The organism is Actinomadura rupiterrae (assembly GCF_024172125.1).
Classification (GTDB): domain Bacteria; phylum Actinomycetota; class Actinomycetes; order Streptosporangiales; family Streptosporangiaceae; genus Spirillospora; species Spirillospora rupiterrae.
The window spans coordinates 121,672-140,503 of record NZ_JAMZEA010000008.1; the positions used below are offsets into that span (position 1 = coordinate 121,672).

13 protein-coding genes are annotated in these 18,832 nt (G+C 72.9%); 4 read left to right on the forward strand and 9 right to left on the reverse strand.

The genetic code is table 11. From position 1 onward, the window contains the following. Window positions 1–479: 479 nt before the first annotated feature. Window positions 480–1,475 carry an LCP family protein gene (locus FHU30_RS28010; protein ID WP_253879751.1) on the reverse strand — a complete coding sequence of 332 codons (996 nt, stop codon included), beginning with the start codon at window positions 1,473–1,475 and terminating at the stop codon, window positions 480–482. A gap of 1,014 nt (window positions 1,476–2,489) precedes the next feature. Between FHU30_RS28010 and FHU30_RS28015 the strand changes: the two genes are divergently transcribed. Next, window positions 2,490–2,723 carry a hypothetical protein gene (locus FHU30_RS28015; RefSeq protein ID WP_253879752.1) on the forward strand — a complete coding sequence of 78 codons (234 nt, stop codon included), beginning with the start codon at window positions 2,490–2,492 and terminating at the stop codon, window positions 2,721–2,723. A gap of 493 nt (window positions 2,724–3,216) precedes the next feature. Here the strand turns inward: FHU30_RS28015 and FHU30_RS28020 are convergent, their stop codons facing one another. The 4 genes from FHU30_RS28020 to FHU30_RS28035 all read right to left on the reverse strand — a co-directional run bounded on the left by FHU30_RS28020 (window position 3,217) and on the right by FHU30_RS28035 (window position 8,161). Next, entirely contained in the window at window positions 3,217–5,577 is a 2,361-nt protein-coding gene (locus tag FHU30_RS28020) for an SDR family oxidoreductase (protein ID WP_253879753.1), read from the reverse strand. Between the two features lie 70 nt (window positions 5,578–5,647). Next, on the reverse strand, window positions 5,648–6,190 hold the full coding sequence (locus tag FHU30_RS28025; RefSeq protein WP_253879754.1) for a GyrI-like domain-containing protein: 543 nt from the start codon (window positions 6,188–6,190) through the stop codon (window positions 5,648–5,650). After that, entirely contained in the window at window positions 6,187–6,969 is a 783-nt protein-coding gene (locus FHU30_RS28030; protein WP_253879755.1) for a MerR family transcriptional regulator, read from the reverse strand. Before FHU30_RS28030 ends, FHU30_RS28025 begins: the two co-directional genes overlap by 4 nt. A gap of 52 nt (window positions 6,970–7,021) precedes the next feature. Continuing rightward, entirely contained in the window at window positions 7,022–8,161 is a 1,140-nt protein-coding gene (locus FHU30_RS28035) for a CapA family protein (RefSeq protein ID WP_372503966.1), read from the reverse strand. 294 nt (window positions 8,162–8,455) lie between these two features. On the opposite strand from FHU30_RS28035, the gene FHU30_RS28040 reads away from it, so the two are divergent. Beyond that, on the forward strand, window positions 8,456–9,916 hold the full coding sequence (locus FHU30_RS28040) for a catalase (RefSeq protein ID WP_253879757.1): 1,461 nt from the start codon (window positions 8,456–8,458) through the stop codon (window positions 9,914–9,916). Between the two features lie 42 nt (window positions 9,917–9,958). On the opposite strand, the gene FHU30_RS28045 is transcribed toward FHU30_RS28040, so the two are convergent. The 3 genes from FHU30_RS28045 to FHU30_RS28055 form a co-directional block, all read right to left on the reverse strand. Continuing rightward, window positions 9,959–10,936, reverse strand: coding sequence for an alpha/beta hydrolase (locus tag FHU30_RS28045; RefSeq protein WP_253879758.1), 978 nt, complete (start codon window positions 10,934–10,936; stop codon window positions 9,959–9,961). 429 nt (window positions 10,937–11,365) lie between these two features. Then, window positions 11,366–12,445 (reverse strand): SPFH domain-containing protein, encoded by a 1,080-nt coding sequence (locus tag FHU30_RS28050; RefSeq protein WP_253879759.1) that lies wholly within the window; start codon window positions 12,443–12,445, stop codon window positions 11,366–11,368. Continuing rightward, entirely contained in the window at window positions 12,442–12,900 is a 459-nt protein-coding gene (locus tag FHU30_RS28055) for an NfeD family protein (RefSeq protein ID WP_253880350.1), read from the reverse strand. Before FHU30_RS28055 ends, FHU30_RS28050 begins: the two co-directional genes overlap by 4 nt. A 713-nt stretch (window positions 12,901–13,613) precedes the next feature. Here FHU30_RS28055 and FHU30_RS28060 point away from each other — a divergent pair. Then, window positions 13,614–16,577 (forward strand): molybdopterin-dependent oxidoreductase, encoded by a 2,964-nt coding sequence (locus FHU30_RS28060; protein ID WP_253879760.1) that lies wholly within the window; start codon window positions 13,614–13,616, stop codon window positions 16,575–16,577. Between the two features lie 460 nt (window positions 16,578–17,037). After that, a complete protein-coding gene (locus FHU30_RS28065) occupies window positions 17,038–17,958 on the forward strand; it encodes a Rieske (2Fe-2S) protein (RefSeq protein ID WP_253879761.1) in 921 nt (306 codons plus the stop codon). A gap of 106 nt (window positions 17,959–18,064) precedes the next feature. Here the strand turns inward: FHU30_RS28065 and FHU30_RS28070 are convergent, their stop codons facing one another. After that, window positions 18,065–18,760: a hypothetical protein gene (locus FHU30_RS28070; RefSeq protein ID WP_253879762.1), complete on the reverse strand. Its 696-nt coding sequence runs from the start codon at window positions 18,758–18,760 to the stop codon at window positions 18,065–18,067. Window positions 18,761–18,832: the final 72 nt, after the last annotated feature.

Below are 18,832 nucleotides of genomic sequence, written 5' to 3' on the forward strand. Positions count from 1 at the left end.
TCTGGCGCAGGCGCAGCTCAAGCGGGCGCAGCTCAGGCCCTCGCATGCGGCGGCATCCTGGCGTCCGCCTTGTCGGGCACGTTCACCCGCCTCGACCGTCCAGGCCCGATGATGCTGGTCGGCGCGTCCGGCTGGGGCGTGTCGCTCGCCGCCCGCGCGGCTGCGCCAGGCCCAGCTCAGGCGTTCGGGCCCAGAGGGTCCAGCTCCGGCGAGCGCAGCTCAGGCCAGCGCAGGACAGGCGGGCGCGGCTCAAAGGGCGCAGCTCAGGCCGGGGCAGCTCGGAGGGCGCAGATCAGGCGCGCGCGGGGGCAGAGGCCGCGGTCGGTGGAGGCCGTGGGTCAGCAGTCGGCGCAGACCAGCGGCCGACGCGGACCAGCGGCCGGCGCGGGGTTGGCGGAGGGAGCGAGGTTGGCGGACGACGCGGGGTTGGCGGACGGCACAGGGTTGGCGGAGGGATTGGGGTTGGCGGGGGCCTGGGATCAGCGGAGGGACTGGAAGAGTTGCGCGGCGGCGGGTTCCGTCCACTGGACGCGGTTCGGGTCGGACGGGTAGGGCCCGACCGGGACGGTGTTGAAGTTGATCTTCCCGGTGTCGCCGACGCTGTTGGCCAGGTCGAACATCCGCTTCAGCCCGAGCCCGTCGTCCGTCGTGACCGACTTCGACCCGGCGCGCAGGAAGGAGTACAGCCGGGCCGGGTTGCCGAGCTGGCCGCGCGCCTTGTCCGCCATCGCCGTCATGAGCTGCTGCTGCCGCTTGATCCGGCCCAGGTCGGAGCCGTCGCCGACGCTGTAGCGGACGCGCGCGTACCCGAGCGCCTGCTCGCCGCTCAGCTTCTGCCGCCCGGGATTCAGGTGCAGCCGCGCCTTCGGGTCGTCGATCTTCGCCGGGACGTCCACCTCGACGCCGCCCAGCGCGTCCACCATGGACTTGAAGCCGGTGAAGTCGATCTGGAGGGCGTGGTCGACGCGCATGCCGGTCGCGGACTCGACGGTCTTCCACGCGCAGGCGAGCCCGGCCTCGTTGAACGCCGAGTTGATCAGGTCGGTGCGGGCGGGCACGGACGCGCCGCCGGGCCCCCGGCACGCCGGGACGTGGACCATGGAGTCGCGGGGCAGGCTGACCCCGCGCACGTCCTTCCCGTCCTTCGGGACGTGGAAGAGGATCATCGTGTCGGTGCGCGCGCCCTGCTGCCCCTTGCCGTACTCGGCGTTCGCGCCGTCCCGGCTGTCCGAGCCGACGACCAGGATGTTCTCCGCGCGGGTCAGCTTGGCCGGACGCGGACCGAGGTCCTCCGCGCTGACATGCTTGATGTTGCCGTTGACCTGCGTGTACAGCCCGTAACCAGCGAGCGGGAGCAGCGCCGCGAGCACCCCGAGCGGAACGAGCCGCCGCACCCGCCGACGCCGCCGCAACCGCCGCGACCGATACCCGCCCGCCCCACGCCCACCACCCTCGTCCGGCCCCCCGAACTCCACCTGCCGCTGCTCTCGCCCCGACGCACCGGTCCCCTCACCAACCGCGAAGGCACCAAACGCCCCACCAACCGGCCCAGCAGCCCCAAAGCCCCGAGACGGGCTGGCCATAGCCCCGGCAGGCGCGGCAGGCGCAGCGGCACCAGGCGAGCCGACGCCAGGGCTAGCAGGCGCAACGGCACGGGACGGGTCAGCGGAAGACCCCGCAGGCGCAGGTGCGCCGGTCGAACCGGCGGGCGGCTCGGCAGATGCGGAGGCGCCAGGCGAGCCAGCGGAAGACCCTGCGGGCGCGGTGATGCCAGGCGAGCCGACGGCAGGGCCAGCAGGCGCGACGGCACGGGACGGGTCAGCGGAAGACCCCCCAGGCCCAGGGGCGCCGGTCGAACCGGCAGGCGGCTCGGCAGGTGCGAAGGCGCCAGGCGAGCCAGCGGGCGGCTCGGCAGGCGCAGTGGCACCGGAGGAGTCGGCGCGCGGCCCGGTAGGCGCGACGGCGCCGGGCGGGGCGGCGCCGGGCGGGGCGGCGCCGGACGAGTCAGCGGGCGGCGCGGTGTCGCCGGACGAGGCGGCCGGATCGGCGGGGTCGGTTGTGGGCGGTGTGGGGGGTTGGGCCCAGGCGCCGGTGTTGGCGCGTGGGAGGGCGTCTGGGGATGTTTCGGTTGATTCCGGGCGTGGTCGCCCGGCCCGGTGGCTGCTCATCAGGTTCCCTTGTGTTCGGCCCGGCGCGTCCAGGACGGCTCTGAGCAGCGGTCCGAGCGCTGCCACCAGGCTTCGGGCGGACGTCCGCGGTCGCGGACGGCGGCTCATCCGGTCGCGGCACAGGCACGACCGGGCATCCGGTCGGCGCCCGCCCCCGCTGGGCGCCGCTCCAGAACGGCGGCGTCCTCGCCGCCCGTCCTGACAACGATCCGGACATGCCCGCTGTTCCGAAAGGGGCAGGCGGGATCGGTCGCCCAAAGCGGCGCGATCATCGACCTTGGTCGCTAGTACCCGTCCTGACCTGCGGCAAAGCTGGTCAGCATGAACGATCCGAAGGTCTATGACGGGTTGCAGTCAATGGTGTTCTTCGCCGGCTTCTACGAGGGGCTGCTGCCCTTCGCCGCCAAGTACTTCGGCTGGACGCCGGTGCTGTCACTGCCGTCCTGGATGCCCTCGCCCGCTTGGTGGATCGTCGCGACCGCCGCCCTCGTGGCCGCGGGCGTCCTGCTGGTCCTGCTCGACGTCGCCAAGAACCGCCGCTTCCCGGACGCATAGCAAGGCGCCGCCGCCCAAGCTCTTGGACGGCGGCGCAAGATCCGCGCGCGGAGCCCGGTTGCTCGCCTGCCGCGCCTTGAACGCCCGCCCAGCGGACGCACGCGTCAGCGGGCACTGGCCTCGGCGGGCACTCGCCCCGCGGACGCTCGCCTCGACAGGCGCTCACTCTGCGGACGCTCGCCTGGGCAGGCGCTCACTCCGGCGGGCACCCGCCTCGGCGCTCTCTCCCGTCATCCGGCACTGGCTCCGGCGCGCGCTCGCGTCGGCGGCCACTCGCCCCGGCAGGCACTCGCGTTGGCGCGCACTTGCCTTGGCGGGCGCTGGCTCCGGCGGGCACTCCGTCGGCGGACGCTCTCGTTGGCAGGCGCTCGCTCTGCGGGCACCCGCGTCGGCGGGCGCTCGCTTCGGGTGGTGCTCGCTTCGGCGGGGGCTCGCGTTGGCGGGCGCTCATTCCGTGGGCGCTTGCTCCGGTGGGTGCTCGTGTTGGGGGACGTTAGGTGGAGGGGGCCTCCGGGAGGCGGGGGGTGTGGCGGTCGGTTGCGCGGCGGAGCATTCGGGCCAGTGCGCGGTTCGCGGACGGGGCCAGGCGGGAGATCGTCCGTCCCACGCGGGCCTCGGCGGCCACCGGCACGACGGGGCGGTTGTGCCGGACGGCCTGGAGGATCGCCTGCGCAACTCGCTCGGGCGGGTATCCCCGGAGCGCGAACGCCCGCGCCGCGGACTCCCGGAGCTCGTCGGCGGTCTCGGCGGACACCCCGACATAGCGGGTGCGGCGCGGGATCTCGGTGTTGATCACACCCGGGCAGATCGCCGAGACGCCGATGCCCTCGTCCGCGAGCTCCTGCCGCAGGCACTCGCTGAGCTGCAGGACGGCGGCCTTGGTCGCCGAGTACGCGGCCACGTCGGCGCCCGGGACGAACGCGGCCATGGACGCCAGGTTCACCAGGTGCCCGCCCTCGCCGCGCGCGACCATCTGCGCGCCGAACAGGCGGCAGCCCCGGTACACGCCGTCCAGGTTCACGGCGCGGATCCGGGCCCATTCGTGCTCGCCGGTCTCCAGCAGCGGTCCCGCCATGCCGATGCCCGCGTTGTTGACCACGACGTCCGGGACGCCGAAGGTCTCGCTCACGTATCCGGCGAAACGCTCCATGGCGTCAGGGTCGGCGACGTCCACGCCGTAGGGGTGCGCCTCGCCGAGGGGCACGGTGCCGGAGATCTCGTCCACGACGCGCTTGGCGGCGCCCTCGTCGATGTCGGCGACCACGACCGACGCGCCCTCGGCGGCGAACGCGCGGGCGGTCGCGCGGCCGATGCCGCTACCCGCACCCGTCACCACGACGAGCCGTCCCGTGTACTCGCCTCCGGGACGTCCGGCAGCACGCGCGCGCATGAGGTCGGGAGTGTCCGGGCCGCCCGCGAGGTGGTCGATGAACTCCGTGACCCAGTTCGCGATGCGGTCCGGGTGCGTGCGCGCGGCCCAGTGCCCGGCCGGGAGGCGCCGGACGTACAGCGGGTCGGCGTGACCGCGCGCCGACAGGAGGACGTCCTGCGTCGCGTACCGGTCACGCGTGGGGACGATCAGCTGCACCGGCACGCGCGCCGTCCCCTGTCCTGACGAAAGCCGCATGATGTTGGCGCGGTACAGGCCGAGCCCGTTGCGCGCGTCCCGGCCGATCGTCGGCGCCGGATGCCCGGGCCGCGGCTCGCCGCCCTCAGCGCGCTTCAGCCCGCGCGCGAACGTCGCGGAGACGATCCGGGCGAGCGCCTCGCCCGTCCCGGGGGCCGCGAACACCGGCATGTAGGCGCTGCGCCGCGCCTGATCGAGGACGCGTCGTGTCCGGCGAGCCCTGTCCCGCGCCCGTCCGGCCCCTTCACGCAGCCCGCGCGTCCGCTCGGCCACCTCCCGAGCCCGCCCGACCACCTGCCAGGCAACCCCCTGCGCTCCTTCACGCCCACCCGCGCCTGCGCCTGCGCGCCCGGCCAGGCGCTCGAAGGCACGGCTGGCACCGCGACCGCCGTCCCAGCGCCTACCTGCGCGGTCGGACGCCTGCTCAGACGCGCGGTCAGCACCGCGGCCCGTGTATGGCCCGCCCTCGCGGTCTCGCTCGCGTCCAGCCCCGTACGCGCCAGCGCCACCGGCCTCACCCTCTGCGGCCCTGCCGGCCCCGCCGGCCCCGCGCGCGGCGGCGCTGGCCGAGTCGCGCCCGGTGGAGCTATCGGCCTCGTGCGTGGCGGTACCTTCGGGCTCGCGCGCAGTAGTCCTGTCAGCTTCGCGCGCGGTAGCGCTGTCAGCCCCGGGCGCGGTGGCGCTGGCGGCTTTGCGGGCCTCGGCTAGGTCGGTGGCTTCTCGGGCGGGGCGTTCGTGGGCTCGGGTTTGGGGAACGTAGGCGCGGCCCGGCGGGTCGGCCGGGGTGCGGGCGGTCTCGCGGCGGACCCACTGGGCGACGTGTCGCCAGTCGGGGCCGGAGATCGAGGTGAAGGACGCGATCCGTCCCCAGAGGGGTCGGCCTGCCGGGTCGTCGGTGACGGCGGCCCAGCCCTGGACGGAGCCCCAGTCGTGGCCGACGAGGTGGACGGGCGCGTCGCCGCCGACGGCGTCGAGCACGGCGGCGAGGTCGCCGAGCAGCGCTTCCATCCGGTAGTCGTTCGGGTCCTCGGGCGTGGTGGACGCGCCGGCGCCGCGGACGTCGTAGGCGAGGACGCGGAAGCGCTGCGCGAGCATCTCCGCGACCTCGTCCCACACGGCGCTGGTGTCCGGATAGCCGTGCAGCAGCACGACCGTCGGCCGGTGCGCCTCCCCTCGCTCGCGCACGGCCAGCTCGACCTCGCCCGACCTCACCCTGTGATCCCGCACCGCGATCACCTTCTCCGTCGGAGGGTGCCCTTTCCGCGAACCTACGCCCGCAGCCCTCCGGGAGCGACCCTCACGCCCCGCCGGGACCGGCCGCCGCGACGGGCTGGCGCAGGACGGTCAGCTCGCCGAGGCTCAGGTAGACCTCGTGGTGCAGGCCCCGCCGGACGAGGTTCCGCTCGGCCATGAAGGCGTCCATGCGGGCGAGCGTGGCCGGTTCGTCCGCGTAGTCGCCGTGGTGCAGCACCTGGACGCACCGTCCCACCGCGAACTCGGTCAGCTGGACCCGCGCGGCCGCCGGGAGCTTGGGCCGGACGGCGTCGAGCGCCCCTTCCACCCGCTCCGCGCCGAGATCGCCGTTCACCTTGAGGAACACGTGCCAGCGCCACTCGGCGCGCGGGACCTCCAGGGGCGGACGCTCGTCCTCGACCCACCAGCGTCCTTCGAGCGGCGCACCGGCCGCGCCGGCGGCTCCGGCCACCGCGTACAGGGCCTCGACGGCGGCCGCGTGCTCCGGGCCTCCGGGCTCGCCGCGCCCGCTGACGGACAGGCCGCGGGCGGTGCCCAGCTCCACCAGGGCAGGCTCGTCGGTCGCCGCATACCAGGCATCGGTCATCGTTCGTCCTCCAGTCTGATCTGCACACGCGTCACCAGCGCTTCCGGCGGCGTGTGGTTAGGGTCGGCGAGGTAGGTCTCCCGGGTCGTCCCGCCGGGGGTGTGGCCGTGGTCGGCGCACCAGGCCAGCAGCCCGTGCACGACGAGGCCCACCTGGTCGAACGGCCCGACGTGGACGGCCGTCGCGAACGCCCCGCCGCCGAGCACCTCGCGGCGCGTCCCCGCCGGCGCGTCCGCCCCGTCCGGCAGGACGAAGGCGAGCGCGACGGGGATCTCCTCGGCGGGGTCCAGCGGGAACAGCCCGATCGCGGGCTCGGCGGGCACGACACCGGACAGGCGCGCGGCGCACCGTCCGATCGCGGGACCGATGTCCTCGAACGGCGCGGTGTCCCGCGCGACGGCGACCGTCCGGGCGGGTTCGTCCACGACGGTGACCGGCGGTGCGGGCAGCCCCTCGACGAGCAGGCGTTCCAGCACGTCCAGGGCGCGGCGGCGGCGCGCCAGCTCGGCGGCCTGCCGGTCCCGGACCTGCGCGAGCGGCGCCGCCGGGTCGTCCTCCGCCAGCGTCCGCGCGATCATCGGCAGCGGGACGTCCAGCGAGCGCAGCAGCCCGATCGCCAGCGCGTCCCGCGCCTGCCCGGGCCGGTAGTACCGGTAGCCGGACTCGGGATCGACGTGCGCGGGCGTCAGCAGCCCCAGCTCGTCGTAGTGCCGCAGCCGTTTCACGCTCAACCGGCACAGCCTCGCGAACCGGCCGATCGGCAGGAGATCTTCGCTCACCCCCACACTGTCCCGCCTCCCTCAATGGGAGAGTCCAGCGGAGGGGTGCAGGTTAAGAAGGCTTGGCGGTCAGGCCGGTGCAGGCGCGGAGGCCGTTCCAGCGCTTGAGCTCGGCGGTCGCGGCCTGCCCGGTCATCAGGGTCGGGATGCCGCCGGAGATGTGGGCGGGCTTCCAGGTGGCCTTGGCGACCTTCCCGCCGTCCAGGCGCAGCGTCAGGACGCCGGAGTTCGCCGTCGCCCCACTCGCCGACGAGAACACGAAGTTACCCATCCCGTAGTGGACGTACTTGCCGCGCATGTAGCCGCCGCCAAGTGGGACGTGCGCGTGCCCGCCGACCACGACGTCCGCGCCCGCCCCGACCAGGGCCTTGGCGAGCTCCTGCTGGCGGGGCAGCGGGCAGTTCCGCATCTCCTGGCCCCAGTGCAGGTGGACGATCACGTAGTCGGACCCCTGCCGGGCCTCCTTGACGGCCTGGACGAGGCGCGGGACGTCCTTCGCGGACGCGAGCCCGCCCTTGTCGGCGGTGGCCGTCCACGCCTGGATGAGGTGGTCGTCCATCACCTGCGTCGCGCCGACGACCGCGATCCGGTTGCCCTTCACGGTGAAGCGCGCCGGACGGTACGCCTCGTCGGCGTTCTTTCCGATCCCGACCACGGGGAAGCCGCTCTTCTTGATCGCGCGCAGCGAGTCGCGGAGGCCGCCTTCCATGTAGTCCATGCCGTGGTTGTTGGCCATGGAGACGGCGTCGACGCCGGCGGCCTTCAGCGCGGTGAACGCCGAGGGCGGGGCGCGGAAGGTGAACTCCTTGTTCGGGGCCTTCGTCCCGCCGGTGGTGATCGCCGTCTCCAGGTTGACCATGGCGAAGTCGGCGGCCTTCAAGGTCTTCGCGATCGGGCCGAGCGCGGTGGAGGGGGAGGCGAGCCGTCCGCGGAGGGAGCCCTCGAAGTGCGTGTCGCCGCCGAACGCGATCGTGATCGGCTGGCGTCCGGCGCCGGGCTGCTGGCCCGCACCGGGCTTGGGGGCCGTCCCGGACGCGGACGGCTTGCCCTTGCTGTCGGCGGACGCGTCGTTCCCGCCGTCCCCGCAGGCGGAGGCGGCGAGCGCGACCGCACAACCGACCGCCGCGAGCGCCAAGGCCCTCGTCCTCCGAGCACGCGAAATCTGGCTGTACGCAGGGTGTCCGTCACGCATCGCGCCCGCACCTCCTTGATCGGCTCGGCCAAGGATGGCATGCGGGGCCGGATGCTCCGCCCGTTTCGGCCTGGCGATCGAACCTCCCGCGACCGTTCCTTTACCTGGTTCCACATGAAACATCAGCGGCACGGACCCGTACCAACCGCCCATCGAGGGCATACATCCAGGGGCACGACGGGAGCCCTTCACACCTCTTGGTGGTTCCTTTTCCAGGGTCGGCCGCTCCGCAGAACCCTTCACGGGTAGTGGCCCTGATCCGACGATCCGGCAGAGCAAGGAGGAAGCGCGCCCATGTCCGACAAGCGCATCGCGACCAACGACACCGGCAACCCGGCGCCCAGCCTGGAGCACTCGCAGTCCGTCGGCCCGAACGGCCCGCTGCTGTTCCAGGACCACTACCTGATCCAGAAGATGGCGCACTTCAACCGGGAGCGGGTGCCGGAACGGGTCGTGCACGCCAAGGGCGGCGGCGCCTACGGCGTCCTGGAGATCACCGAGGACGTCAGCCAGTTCACCAAGGCCGGGCTGTTCCAGAAGGGCGCCCGCACCGAGTCGCTCGTGCGGTTCTCCACGGTCGCGGGCGAGATGGGCGCGGCCGACTCGATGCGCGACCCGCGCGGCTTCGCGATGAAGTTCTACACGGACGAGGGCAACTACGACCTGGTCGGCAACAACACGCCGGTCTTCTTCGTCCGCGACCCGCAGAAGTTCAGCGACTTCATCCACAGCCAGAAGCGCCGCGCCGACACGCACCTGCACGACAACAACATGCAGTGGGACTTCTGGACGCTGTCCCCCGAGTCGGCCCACCAGGTCACCATCCTGATGAGCGACCGCGGCACGCCCATGTCCTGGCGGCACATGCACGGCTTCGGGTCGCACACCTTCCTCTGGTACAACGCCGGCGGGGAGCGGTTCTGGGTGAAGTACCACTTCAAGACCGACCAGGGCATCCGGAACTTCACCGACGCCGAGGCCCAGGAGATGCGGTCCACCGACCCGGACGTGCACATCCGCGACCTGCACCAGGCGATCGACCGCGGCGAGTACCCGTCCTGGACGGTGAACGTGCAGGTCATGCCGTTCGCGGACGCCGCCGGCTACCGGTTCAACCCGTTCGACCTCACCAAGGTGTGGCCGCACTCCGACTACCCCGAGATCACCATCGGGAAGTGGACGCTGAACCGGAATCCCGAGAACTACTTCGCCGAGATCGAGCAGGCGTCGTTCGAGCCGTCCGCGTTCGTGCCGGGTATCGGGCCGTCCCCGGACAAGATGCTCCAGGGCCGACTGTTCTCCTACCCGGACACGCACCGGCACCGCATCGGCGCGAACTACCTGCAACTCCCGGTGAACCGCCCGAAGAGCCGGGTCGACACCTACAACTTCGACGGCCCGATGACCTACGAGAACCCGACCGACCCGGTGTACGCGCCGAACTCGGCCGGCGGCCCGGTCGCGGCCGACCCGTCCACCTGGTGGGGCGAGTCCTACGAGGTCGCGGGCGAGATCGTCCGGCACGCCTACGACCTGCACCGCGACGACGACGACTTCTCCCAGCCGCGCGCCCTGTGGGAACGCGTCATGACCGACACCGACCGCGAGCACCTCGTCACCAACATCGTCGGCCACGCCTCGGCGCCCGAGGTCACCTCCGACACCAAGAAGCGCGTCGTCGAGTACTGGCGCAACGTCCACAAGGACCTGGGCGACCGCGTCGCCAAGGGCCTCGGCGTGAACGGCACGTCCTGACCGAAGCCGAGGGAGACCGCGCGGGTCTGGTGCGGACGCGTCCTAGGCGGTCTTGTGGGCCCCGATGGAACGCATCATCAGCGGCCAGGCGGTGTGCATCTCGACCTGCCAGTACGCCCACTGGTGCCAGCCGTTGCCGTAGATGTGCGTGGTCACCGGGATCTTGAGCTGCTTCAGCCGGGCGGCCAGCGAGACGTTGGTCGCGCCCGCCGTCTGCTCGCTCACCCCGCCCGCGAGGCGCATCTTGACGTAGTCCCAGTCCTTGAAGGGCGGGTCGAGTGGACCGGGCTCGCCGGTCGTGCCGGACGACAGGTAGAGCCCGACGCCGCGCAGGTTCTTCGCCAGGACGTACGGGTCGTGCGCCTTCCAGTTGGCCATGTCGCCGGTCGGCGGCCCCCAGATCCGGAAGGGGTCGTCGCCCTTCGGGCCGAACGCGTAGCCCAGGGCCATCAGCACCGCGGGGATGCCCGGCTGCGTCAGGTGCACGATCCCGCTGAAGGACGCCGCGTACTTGAACAGGCCCTTGTGCCGCGCCGCGTAGGTGACCGCACCCTGCCCGCCGGACGAGATGCCCATCGCGGCCCGGTTCGTCCCGGCGCGGAAGTTGCGCTCCATCAGCTGGACGACCTCACGGGTGTGGAAGGTCTCCCACTTGGGCGAACCGCCCTTCCCGTAGTTGAACCAGTCGGTGTACGACCCGTCCAGGCCGCCCTCCGGGAGGACGACCATCGCGTCCCATCCCGAGGCGACCTGCTCGATGTCGGTGCTGCGCGTCCAGGACTCGTAGTGGTCGGCGCCGCCGTGGTAGGCGTACAGCACCGGCCACGTCCGGCCCGACGTCCGCGACCAGCCCTTCGGCGTGATCACCCGGACGCTCACGGTCTGCCGCAGCGACGGCGACTTCACCGACACGTCGAACGTCCGCGCGTCCACCCGCTTCTGCGCCACGATCGACGCCCCGGTGTCCGCCTTGCGCAGCCCTCCGGCCGCGTCCGCTGGGGCCGCGAGCCCACCGGCCATAACGAGGGACGTCCCCAACAGCCCACCGGCCAGACGAAGGCCACGCGGCATGCTCACGCTCCGATACCCGCCCGGCCCCGCACCGCAAGGCCGAAAACAACGCGAAGCCCCGTCCGATACCGGACGGGACCAGCGCGACGATAGCGGCCCGCTCCCGCAAAAGCACCAGAAAACCTGCCAATTCCCCCGGCCGATTCCCCCAACACCTGAATCCCGCTCACGTTCCGCCCCCGCGCCGCAACCCCTGTTGATCTTCCTTGCCTTCATCACTCCCCGTGCACGCCACACCGCGAAAGATCACCTAGCAGCCGGGACAGCAAGGCTCGACGAGCGACGTAAGGACAGCGTCCGGGCACCGGGACGGCGCAAACATTGGGAGGAACGGCGCGTCCGGGCACCGGAACAGCGCCGTTCGGTCGCCTTCTCGGACTACCGCTTCTGGGCGCCCTGCGGGGAATCGGCGTTCCTGCTCCCGGGGCTGGGGACCTTCGCCCGATCGTCCGGCTTTGCGGCCGAGGTCAGCGCGGGCTGCCGCCCGTCCTCCGCAGGCGCGTCCAGCGCCCGCGACGCCTCGTCGGCCCCGGATTCCCGTTCCTCATCCGGCTCGGAGCGCGGAGACGCAGCGTCCGCACCCCCGGTGAAAGCGCGCTTGATGGCGTCCAGAGCGGACGTGACCTCGCCCGGGATGATCCAGAACGTGCTGTTCTCGCCTTCCGCGAGCTTCGGGAGGGTCTGGAGGTACTGGTAGGCGAGCAGCTTCGGGTCGGGGTCGGCGCGGTGAACAGCGGTGAAGACCTCGTGGATCGCGGTGGCCTGGCCCTCGGCCTCCAGGATCGCGGCCCGCTTCCCGCCCTCGGCGCGCAGGATCGCGGCCTGCTTCTCGCCCTCGGCGGTCAGGATGTTGGACTGGCGGGCGCCCTCCGCCTTCAGGATCGCGGCGCGCTTCTCCCGCTCGGCGCGCATCTGCTTCTCCATGGCGTCCTTGATGGACGTCGGGGGCTCGATCGCCTTGATCTCGACGCGGGTGACGCGGATGCCCCACTTGCCGGACGCGTCGTCCAGCACGCCGCGCAGCGCGGTGTTGATCCTGTCGCGGGAGGTCAGCGTGGCCTCCAGGTCCAGCGTCCCGATCACGTTCCGCAGCGTGGTCGCGGTGAGCTGCTCGATCGCCTTGATGTAGTTGACGATCTCGTAGTCCGCCGCGCGCGGGTCGGTGACCTGGAAGAACAGCACGGTGTCGATGTGCACCACCACGTTGTCCTCGGTGATCACCGGCTGCGCCTTGAACGACACGACCTGCTCGCGCAGGTCGATCAGGGCCTTCACGCGGTCCACGAACGGGACGACGAAGCTGATACCCGGCTCCAGCGTCCGGTGGTAGCGCCCGAGCCGCTCCACGTTCCGGGCCCGCGCCTGCGGGATGATCCAGACCGTCCGCATGGTCGCGGTGACGAGCACCGCGATCGCCCCGAGCAGCACCACCAGCAGCGCGATGGCGATATCGGTCATGGTCCCACCTCCGGTGTCCGGGCCACCCCGACCGGATAGAGCACCGCCGTCGCGCCCTCGATCGCGAGCACGTCGGCGGTGGACCCGGCGGGAATGACCAGCTCGGGGTCGTACGGACGGGCCGTCCACTCCTCGCCGCCGATGCGCGCGCGGCCGCCCGTCCTGCTGACCTCGGTGAGCGTGAGGGCCTCGCGTCCGATCAGGGCGGCGGTCCCGGACCGCAGCGCCGGAGGCTGCCGGACGTGCCGCCGCGCGACCGGGCGCACCACCCAGATCCCCCCGGCCGCGACCACCCCGAAAACGACCCCCTGGAGGACGACCGGAAGCCCGGCCGCGGCCGTCAGCCCGGCCGCGAGCGCCGCTACCGCGAGCAACCCGAGCGCCAGCGTCAGCGTCAACAGCTCGGCGACCCCGAGCAACGCCGCGACCAGCAGCCAGGCGACCCACGCCTCCATGCGCGTCATCTCCCAGAGGCGGTCGATGTCCTCCCTTCCAAGTTAACTCCGCCCACACCCCCACTCAACATCCCCCACCCCCACCCACCCGCAGAAACACCCCCAACCAACCCCCCACCCCCAAAACACCCCCACCCGCAACACAAACCCCCCACCCCCAAGGCCACCCCCCAAATCCACCCACCCCCAGCACGGCACCAGCCACGGCACCCAGGCACGGCGACATGCACACGGCACGGACACGGCGCACCGCACCCGTAATACGGGGCATACGACCAAGCCCACCGGACGGGAACGCCGTAAGGCCAATCACGTGCCCGGCACGGCCGACCCGCAACACCAGCAGAACGCCCCCGGGCACGGGCACGCGGTCGCAGTGGGGCAACGGGGCTGGCCAAGCGCGGCGCAACGCACCCGCTAGACGAGGGCGTGCGACCAAATTCGGCAGGCGGGAACGCCGTAAGGCCGATCATGTGCGCGGCACGGCCAGTAGCCGAGACCGGGCAGCACACACACGTCCAGAGCACGCGGCCCAGAGCACGCGGGCAAAGCACACGACCGGGACCCGGCGGCGGGCAGGCGGAAGGCGCGGCGTGGCCGCGATGCGGGGCGTCCGCCTGGCTAGTCGGGGCGGCCTGGCGGGGTTGGTGGCGGTGGGGGGTGGGGGCGGGTCATCATGGGGGCGGTGTCGGCGGCGACGAGGAGTAGCGGCCATGGGCGGGCGGACGGCTTGGCGGACGTGTCCGCTTTGTGAGGCGCTGTGCGGGTTGGAGCTGACGCTGGACGCGGCCGGCGCGGTCACGGGCGTGCGCGGGGACCGGGAGGATCCGCTGAGCGCGGGGTTCCTGTGTCCGAAGGGCGCGACGCTCGGACGGCTGGACGGTGACCCGGACCGGCTGGACGCGCCGCTGGTGCACGGGGTTCCGGTCGGGTGGGACGAGGCGTTCGCGGCCGTCCGGGACGAGCTGGCCGGGGTCGTCGCGCGGTACGGGCGGGACGCGGTCGCGATCTACGTCGGGAACCCGACCGCGCACTCGGTCGCGGGGCCGCTGTACGGGTCGGCGCTGATCAAGGCGCTGGGCACGCGGAACGTGTACACGGCGAGCACCGCCGACCAGATGCCGAAGCATGTGAGCTGCGGGCACGTGTTCGGCGATCCGCTCGCGATCCCGGTGCCCGATCTCGACCGGACCGAGTACCTGCTGATGCTCGGCGCGAACCCGTTGGAGTCGAACGGGTCGCTGTGCTCGGCGCCCGACTTCGGCGGGCGGCTGAAGGCGATCCGGGCGCGCGGCGGGCGCGTGGTGGTCGTGGATCCGCGCCGGACGCGGACGGCCGCGCTCGGGGACGAGCACCTCTTCATCCGGCCGGGCACGGACGCGCACCTGCTGATGGCGCTCGTGCACACGCTGTTCGCCGAGGAGCTGGCGTCGGTCCCCGAGGACCTGCCGCTGAACGGCCTGGACGAGCTGCGTGCGCTGGCCGTCGGGTTCTCGCCGGAGCGGGTCGCGCCGGTCACGGGCGTCCCGGCGACGGTGATCCGCCGGACGGCTCGGGACCTGGCCGCGGCCGAGCGCGCCGCCGTGTACGGGCGGATCGGCACCTGCACGCAGGAGTTCGGCACGCTCGCGAGTTGGCTCGTGGACGTGCTGAACGTGCTCACCGGCAACCTCGACCGGCCGGGCGGCGCGATGTTCCCGCGGCCCGCGCACATGCCGGTGTACCGGCGGCGGCGCCCGTTCACCACGGGCCGCTGGCGCAGCCGGGTGCGCGGGCTGCCCGAGACCATGGGCGAGCTGCCCGTCGCGACCCTCGCGGACGAGATCGAGACCCCCGGCGAGGGGCAGATCCGCGCCCTGATCACCATCGGCGGCAACCCGGTGCTCTCGGCTCCGGACGGCGCCCGTCTCGACCGCCTCCTTCCCTCACTCGATCTCGTGGTCAGCGTGGACCCGTACCTGAACGAGACGACCCGGCACGCGCACGTCGTGCTGCCGCCGCCGCGTCCCGCGCAGACCCCGCACTACGACGTGGCGCTGCTGGCGTTCGCCGTCCGCGACTACGCCCGGTACTCGCCGCCGGCCGTCCCCCTCCCGGACGGCCGCCCGGCCGAGACGGAGATCATCGCGCGGCTCGCGACGATCGCCGCCGGCACCGACGCCACCCCCGCCGACCTGGACGAGCTGATCATCATGACCACGCTCGGCCGCGCCGTCGCCGCCCCCGGCTCCCCCGTCCACGGCCGCGACCCCGCCGACCTCCGCAAACTCCTCGCCCGCCCTACCGCCCCCACGTCCGACCCGTCGTCCTCCAACGCCGCAGGCGGAGAACTCCCGGACATCTCCGGCTCCGCCGCACGCAGCGAGCCGCTCGCAGACAGCTCGTCCACCGCCCATCCGGCCGGCCCCAGGCCTTCCGAGCAGGCACCTGCAGCCGACCTGTCGTCCTCCGACGGCGCAGCCGGAGAACTCCCCGGCATCTCCGGCTCCGCCGCACGTAGCGAGCCCCTCGCAGACAGCTCGTCCACCGCCCATCCGGCCAGCCCCACGCCTCCCCAGCAGGCACCCGCAGCCGACCCGGCGTCCTCCGACGGCGCAGCCGGAGAACTCCCCGGCATCTCCGGTCCCGCCGCGCGCAGTGAGCACCTCGCAGGCAGCTCGTACGCCGCCCAGGCGGACGAGTCGCCCGGTGCCGAGAGCGGGCCGAGTCGCCAGGACGAGACGCAGGGTGCCGGGATGGGGTCGGGCGGCCAGGGCGGGACGCCGGGTGTCGAGGCGGGGCCGGGTGGAGCGTCTGGTGACGGGGCGCGGCCGGGTGGGGTTGGCGGTGCGGTTCCGCTGGTGGAGCAGCGGTTGGACATGATGTTGCGGCTTGGGCCCTACGGCGAGGGGTTCGGGGCGAACCCGGACGGGTTGACGCTCGCGCGGTTGCGGGACGGGCACCGGCACGGCATCGACCTCGGCCCCCTCAAGCCGCGTCTGGACGAGGTGCTGTGCACCGCGTCCGGACGGATCGAGCTGTGCCCGCCCGCGTTCGCCGCCGACACCGACCGGCTCGCCGCCGCCCTGGACGCGCCGCGTCCCGATCTCGTGCTGATCGGACGCAGGCAGCTGCGTTCGAACAACAGCTGGCTGCACAACATCCCCCAGCTGCGCGGCGGCTCGAACACGTGCACGCTCCAGCTCAACGCCGCCGACGCCGACCGCCTGGGCATCGCCGAAGGCGCACGCGTGCGCGTGGCGTCACGCACCGGCACGGTCGAGGCCGTCGCCGCCCGCACGGACACGGTCATGCCCGGCGTCGTCAGCCTCCCGCACGGCTGGGGCCACGGTCTCCCCGGCACGCGCACCCGGGTCGCCTCGGCGGACCCCGGCGTCAGCGTCAACGCGATCACCGACGACCAGTTCATCGACCCCCTTTCCGGCAATGCCGCGTTCAACGGCGTGCCCGTCACCCTGACACCGCTGCCCTCACCCCCGCCGGCAACGGAGGCCCCCACGCCCTCGCAGAAGTCCTCCACTCCCGTTCCCTTGCCGACGGCAGAGTCCTCCTCGTCCGCACTTCTGCAGGAATCCTCCTCGTCCGCGACCTTGCAGGAGCCGTCCACGCCCGGGCCTCGGCAGGAGTCCGGCTCGCCTGGGCCCCTGCAAGAGTCCTCCTCGCCCAGGCTTCTGTAGGAGCCCCCGCCGGGGCTCCCGGAGAAGTCCGCCTCGCCGGTACTTCCGGAGAGGGCCTCTCGCACTCACCCCTGTAAAACGTCCGGCGGCCACGAAACGTTGGGGTCCGGTTCCAAGATTCTTCGGTTCCCGGTCGGGCGGCGGGCGGACGTTGGAGGCGGGCTCCGGTCCCGCGGCCCTTACCGGGAGTGTTCAACCGGTTCCGGGCGGGGTAGTGCCGATAGTGGTTGTCCGAAGCCGGGTTTAGGGTTCCCTACCCGCTGGTAGGTATTCCTCGGCGTGGACGGAGCGTGACGGCGCAGGACGGGTCCGTCCGGCTGCTCACCTCGGGTGGCCGCGCGGACGGGACGGCGGCTAGGGTCGCCATCGAGCGTCCAGTTTCGGCGTCGGGAACCGGAGCCTTCCGGGACCGGAGCCGTCCGGAACCGGATCGGAGGCACGCACCCGAGGAGGGACGACCTTGAACCGACGGGCGAGCAGCATCTTCCGGCGCGGCCCCCGGCCGCAGGTCGGGCCGCATCCGGTGGACATGGCGGAGGGCCTGGAGCAGGCGAGCGTCTTGGACCGCGCCATCCGGGTCATCTCGGGCGGCGTCCGGCGGGCGCTCCCTCCCGGCCCGGTCAAGGACGCGCTGCACGGCGTCCCGGTCGGGCATCCGGCGCATCCGCCGCTCACCGACCTGCCGATGGGCTGCTGGATGTCCTCGGCGGTCCTCGACCTGATCCCCGGCACCGAGCGGGCCTCGTCCGTGCTGGTCGCGGCCGGTCTCGCCGGTGCCGTGCCGACCGCGCTGACCGGCATCGCCGACTGGTCCGCGCTGCACCGCGAGCAGCAGCGGGTCGGCCTCGTCCACGCGATGGGGACGGCCGCCGCGAGCACCCTCTACGCGGCATCTCTGATCGCGCGGCTGCGCGGCCGGGACACCGCAGGCCGGGCCCTGGGCTTCGCCGGACTCGGCGCGCTCTTCGCGGGCGGCTACCTGGGCGGACACCTCGCCTTCCGGCAGGCCGCCGGGGCGAACCACGCCGACCAGGTCTCCCACCTCGTCCCGCTCGGCTGGCACGACCTCTGCCCCGCCGCGGACCTTCCGGACGGCTGGCCCGTCCGCCGCACGCTGGGCTATATCAGCCTGTTCGTCCTGCGCGAGGAGGACGAGGTGTACGCGCTCGCCGACCGCTGCAGCCACCTCGGCGGACCGCTCCACCAGGGCCGGATCACCATCGACGACGAGGGCGACACCTGCGTCGTCTGCCCCTGGCACGGCAGCGAGTTCCGCGTGGCGGACGGATCGGTCGTCCACGGCCCCGCCACCGGCCGCCAGCCCGCCTTCGAGACCCGCGTGACGGAGGACGGAATCGTCCAGGTCCGTCCGCTCAGCTGACCTCACGAAGAGCCGGGCACCGCGAGGCCGCCCGGCTCTTGCGCTTCCCGGACGTCCGCGAACGGCCCGAGCGTCTTGCCTCGTTGCCGGACGCGTCCGGGCGTCCCTAGTCGTTGGCGGGACGGCGGGTACGCGGGAGGAGGGCGGCCGTAGCGATGAGCCAGAGCGTCCCGCCGAAGCGGACGACCGGAACCAGGTACGTGAAGCCGTAGACCGCGAAGGTCAGCGAGGACAGCGCGCCGACGACAGCGATCACCAGGCCGATCACGGCGAGCGGGCGCGGTAGCAGCCGGGCCAGCAGACCGGGCACCGACACACCCGCGATGAGCAGGGCGAACGTCACCGAGAAGCCCGGCCCTCCGGCGGCGAAGGACAGGTCGGCGAGGACGCGAGCGAGCGCCGGGGACGCGTCGGAGGCGAGCCGCGCCCCAGTCCAGGCGAACATGCCCGAAAGGGCCAGCGCGGACGCGGCGAGCACGCCGCCCACCAGGGATATCGCGCCGCCCGGCGCCGTCACGCCGAGGGTGCGCAACCGCCGGTAGAGAACGGCGGCGGTCACTGCGAGCGGCGACGCCGAGGCGAACAGCAGGAACGCGCCGGCCTTGATCTGTGCGGCGTGGTCAAGGTCGTGCCGCAGCACCTCCGCACCGGACGCGGTGGGCTGCGGCGTGGACGCGTTCACCGCGACATACGCGATGGTCAGCGCCACATAGGCCAGCACGGGGACGAGCAGCGGCGGGCCCAGCTGAGCGCGACGCCGAGTGACGGCGGACGGGTGGACGTGGTGGGACGCGGTGGTCATGTCAGCTCCTCGAAATCGTTCTACTCGATAATGATTACAGATCTGAACGATTGTCAATCGTGTATCATCTCG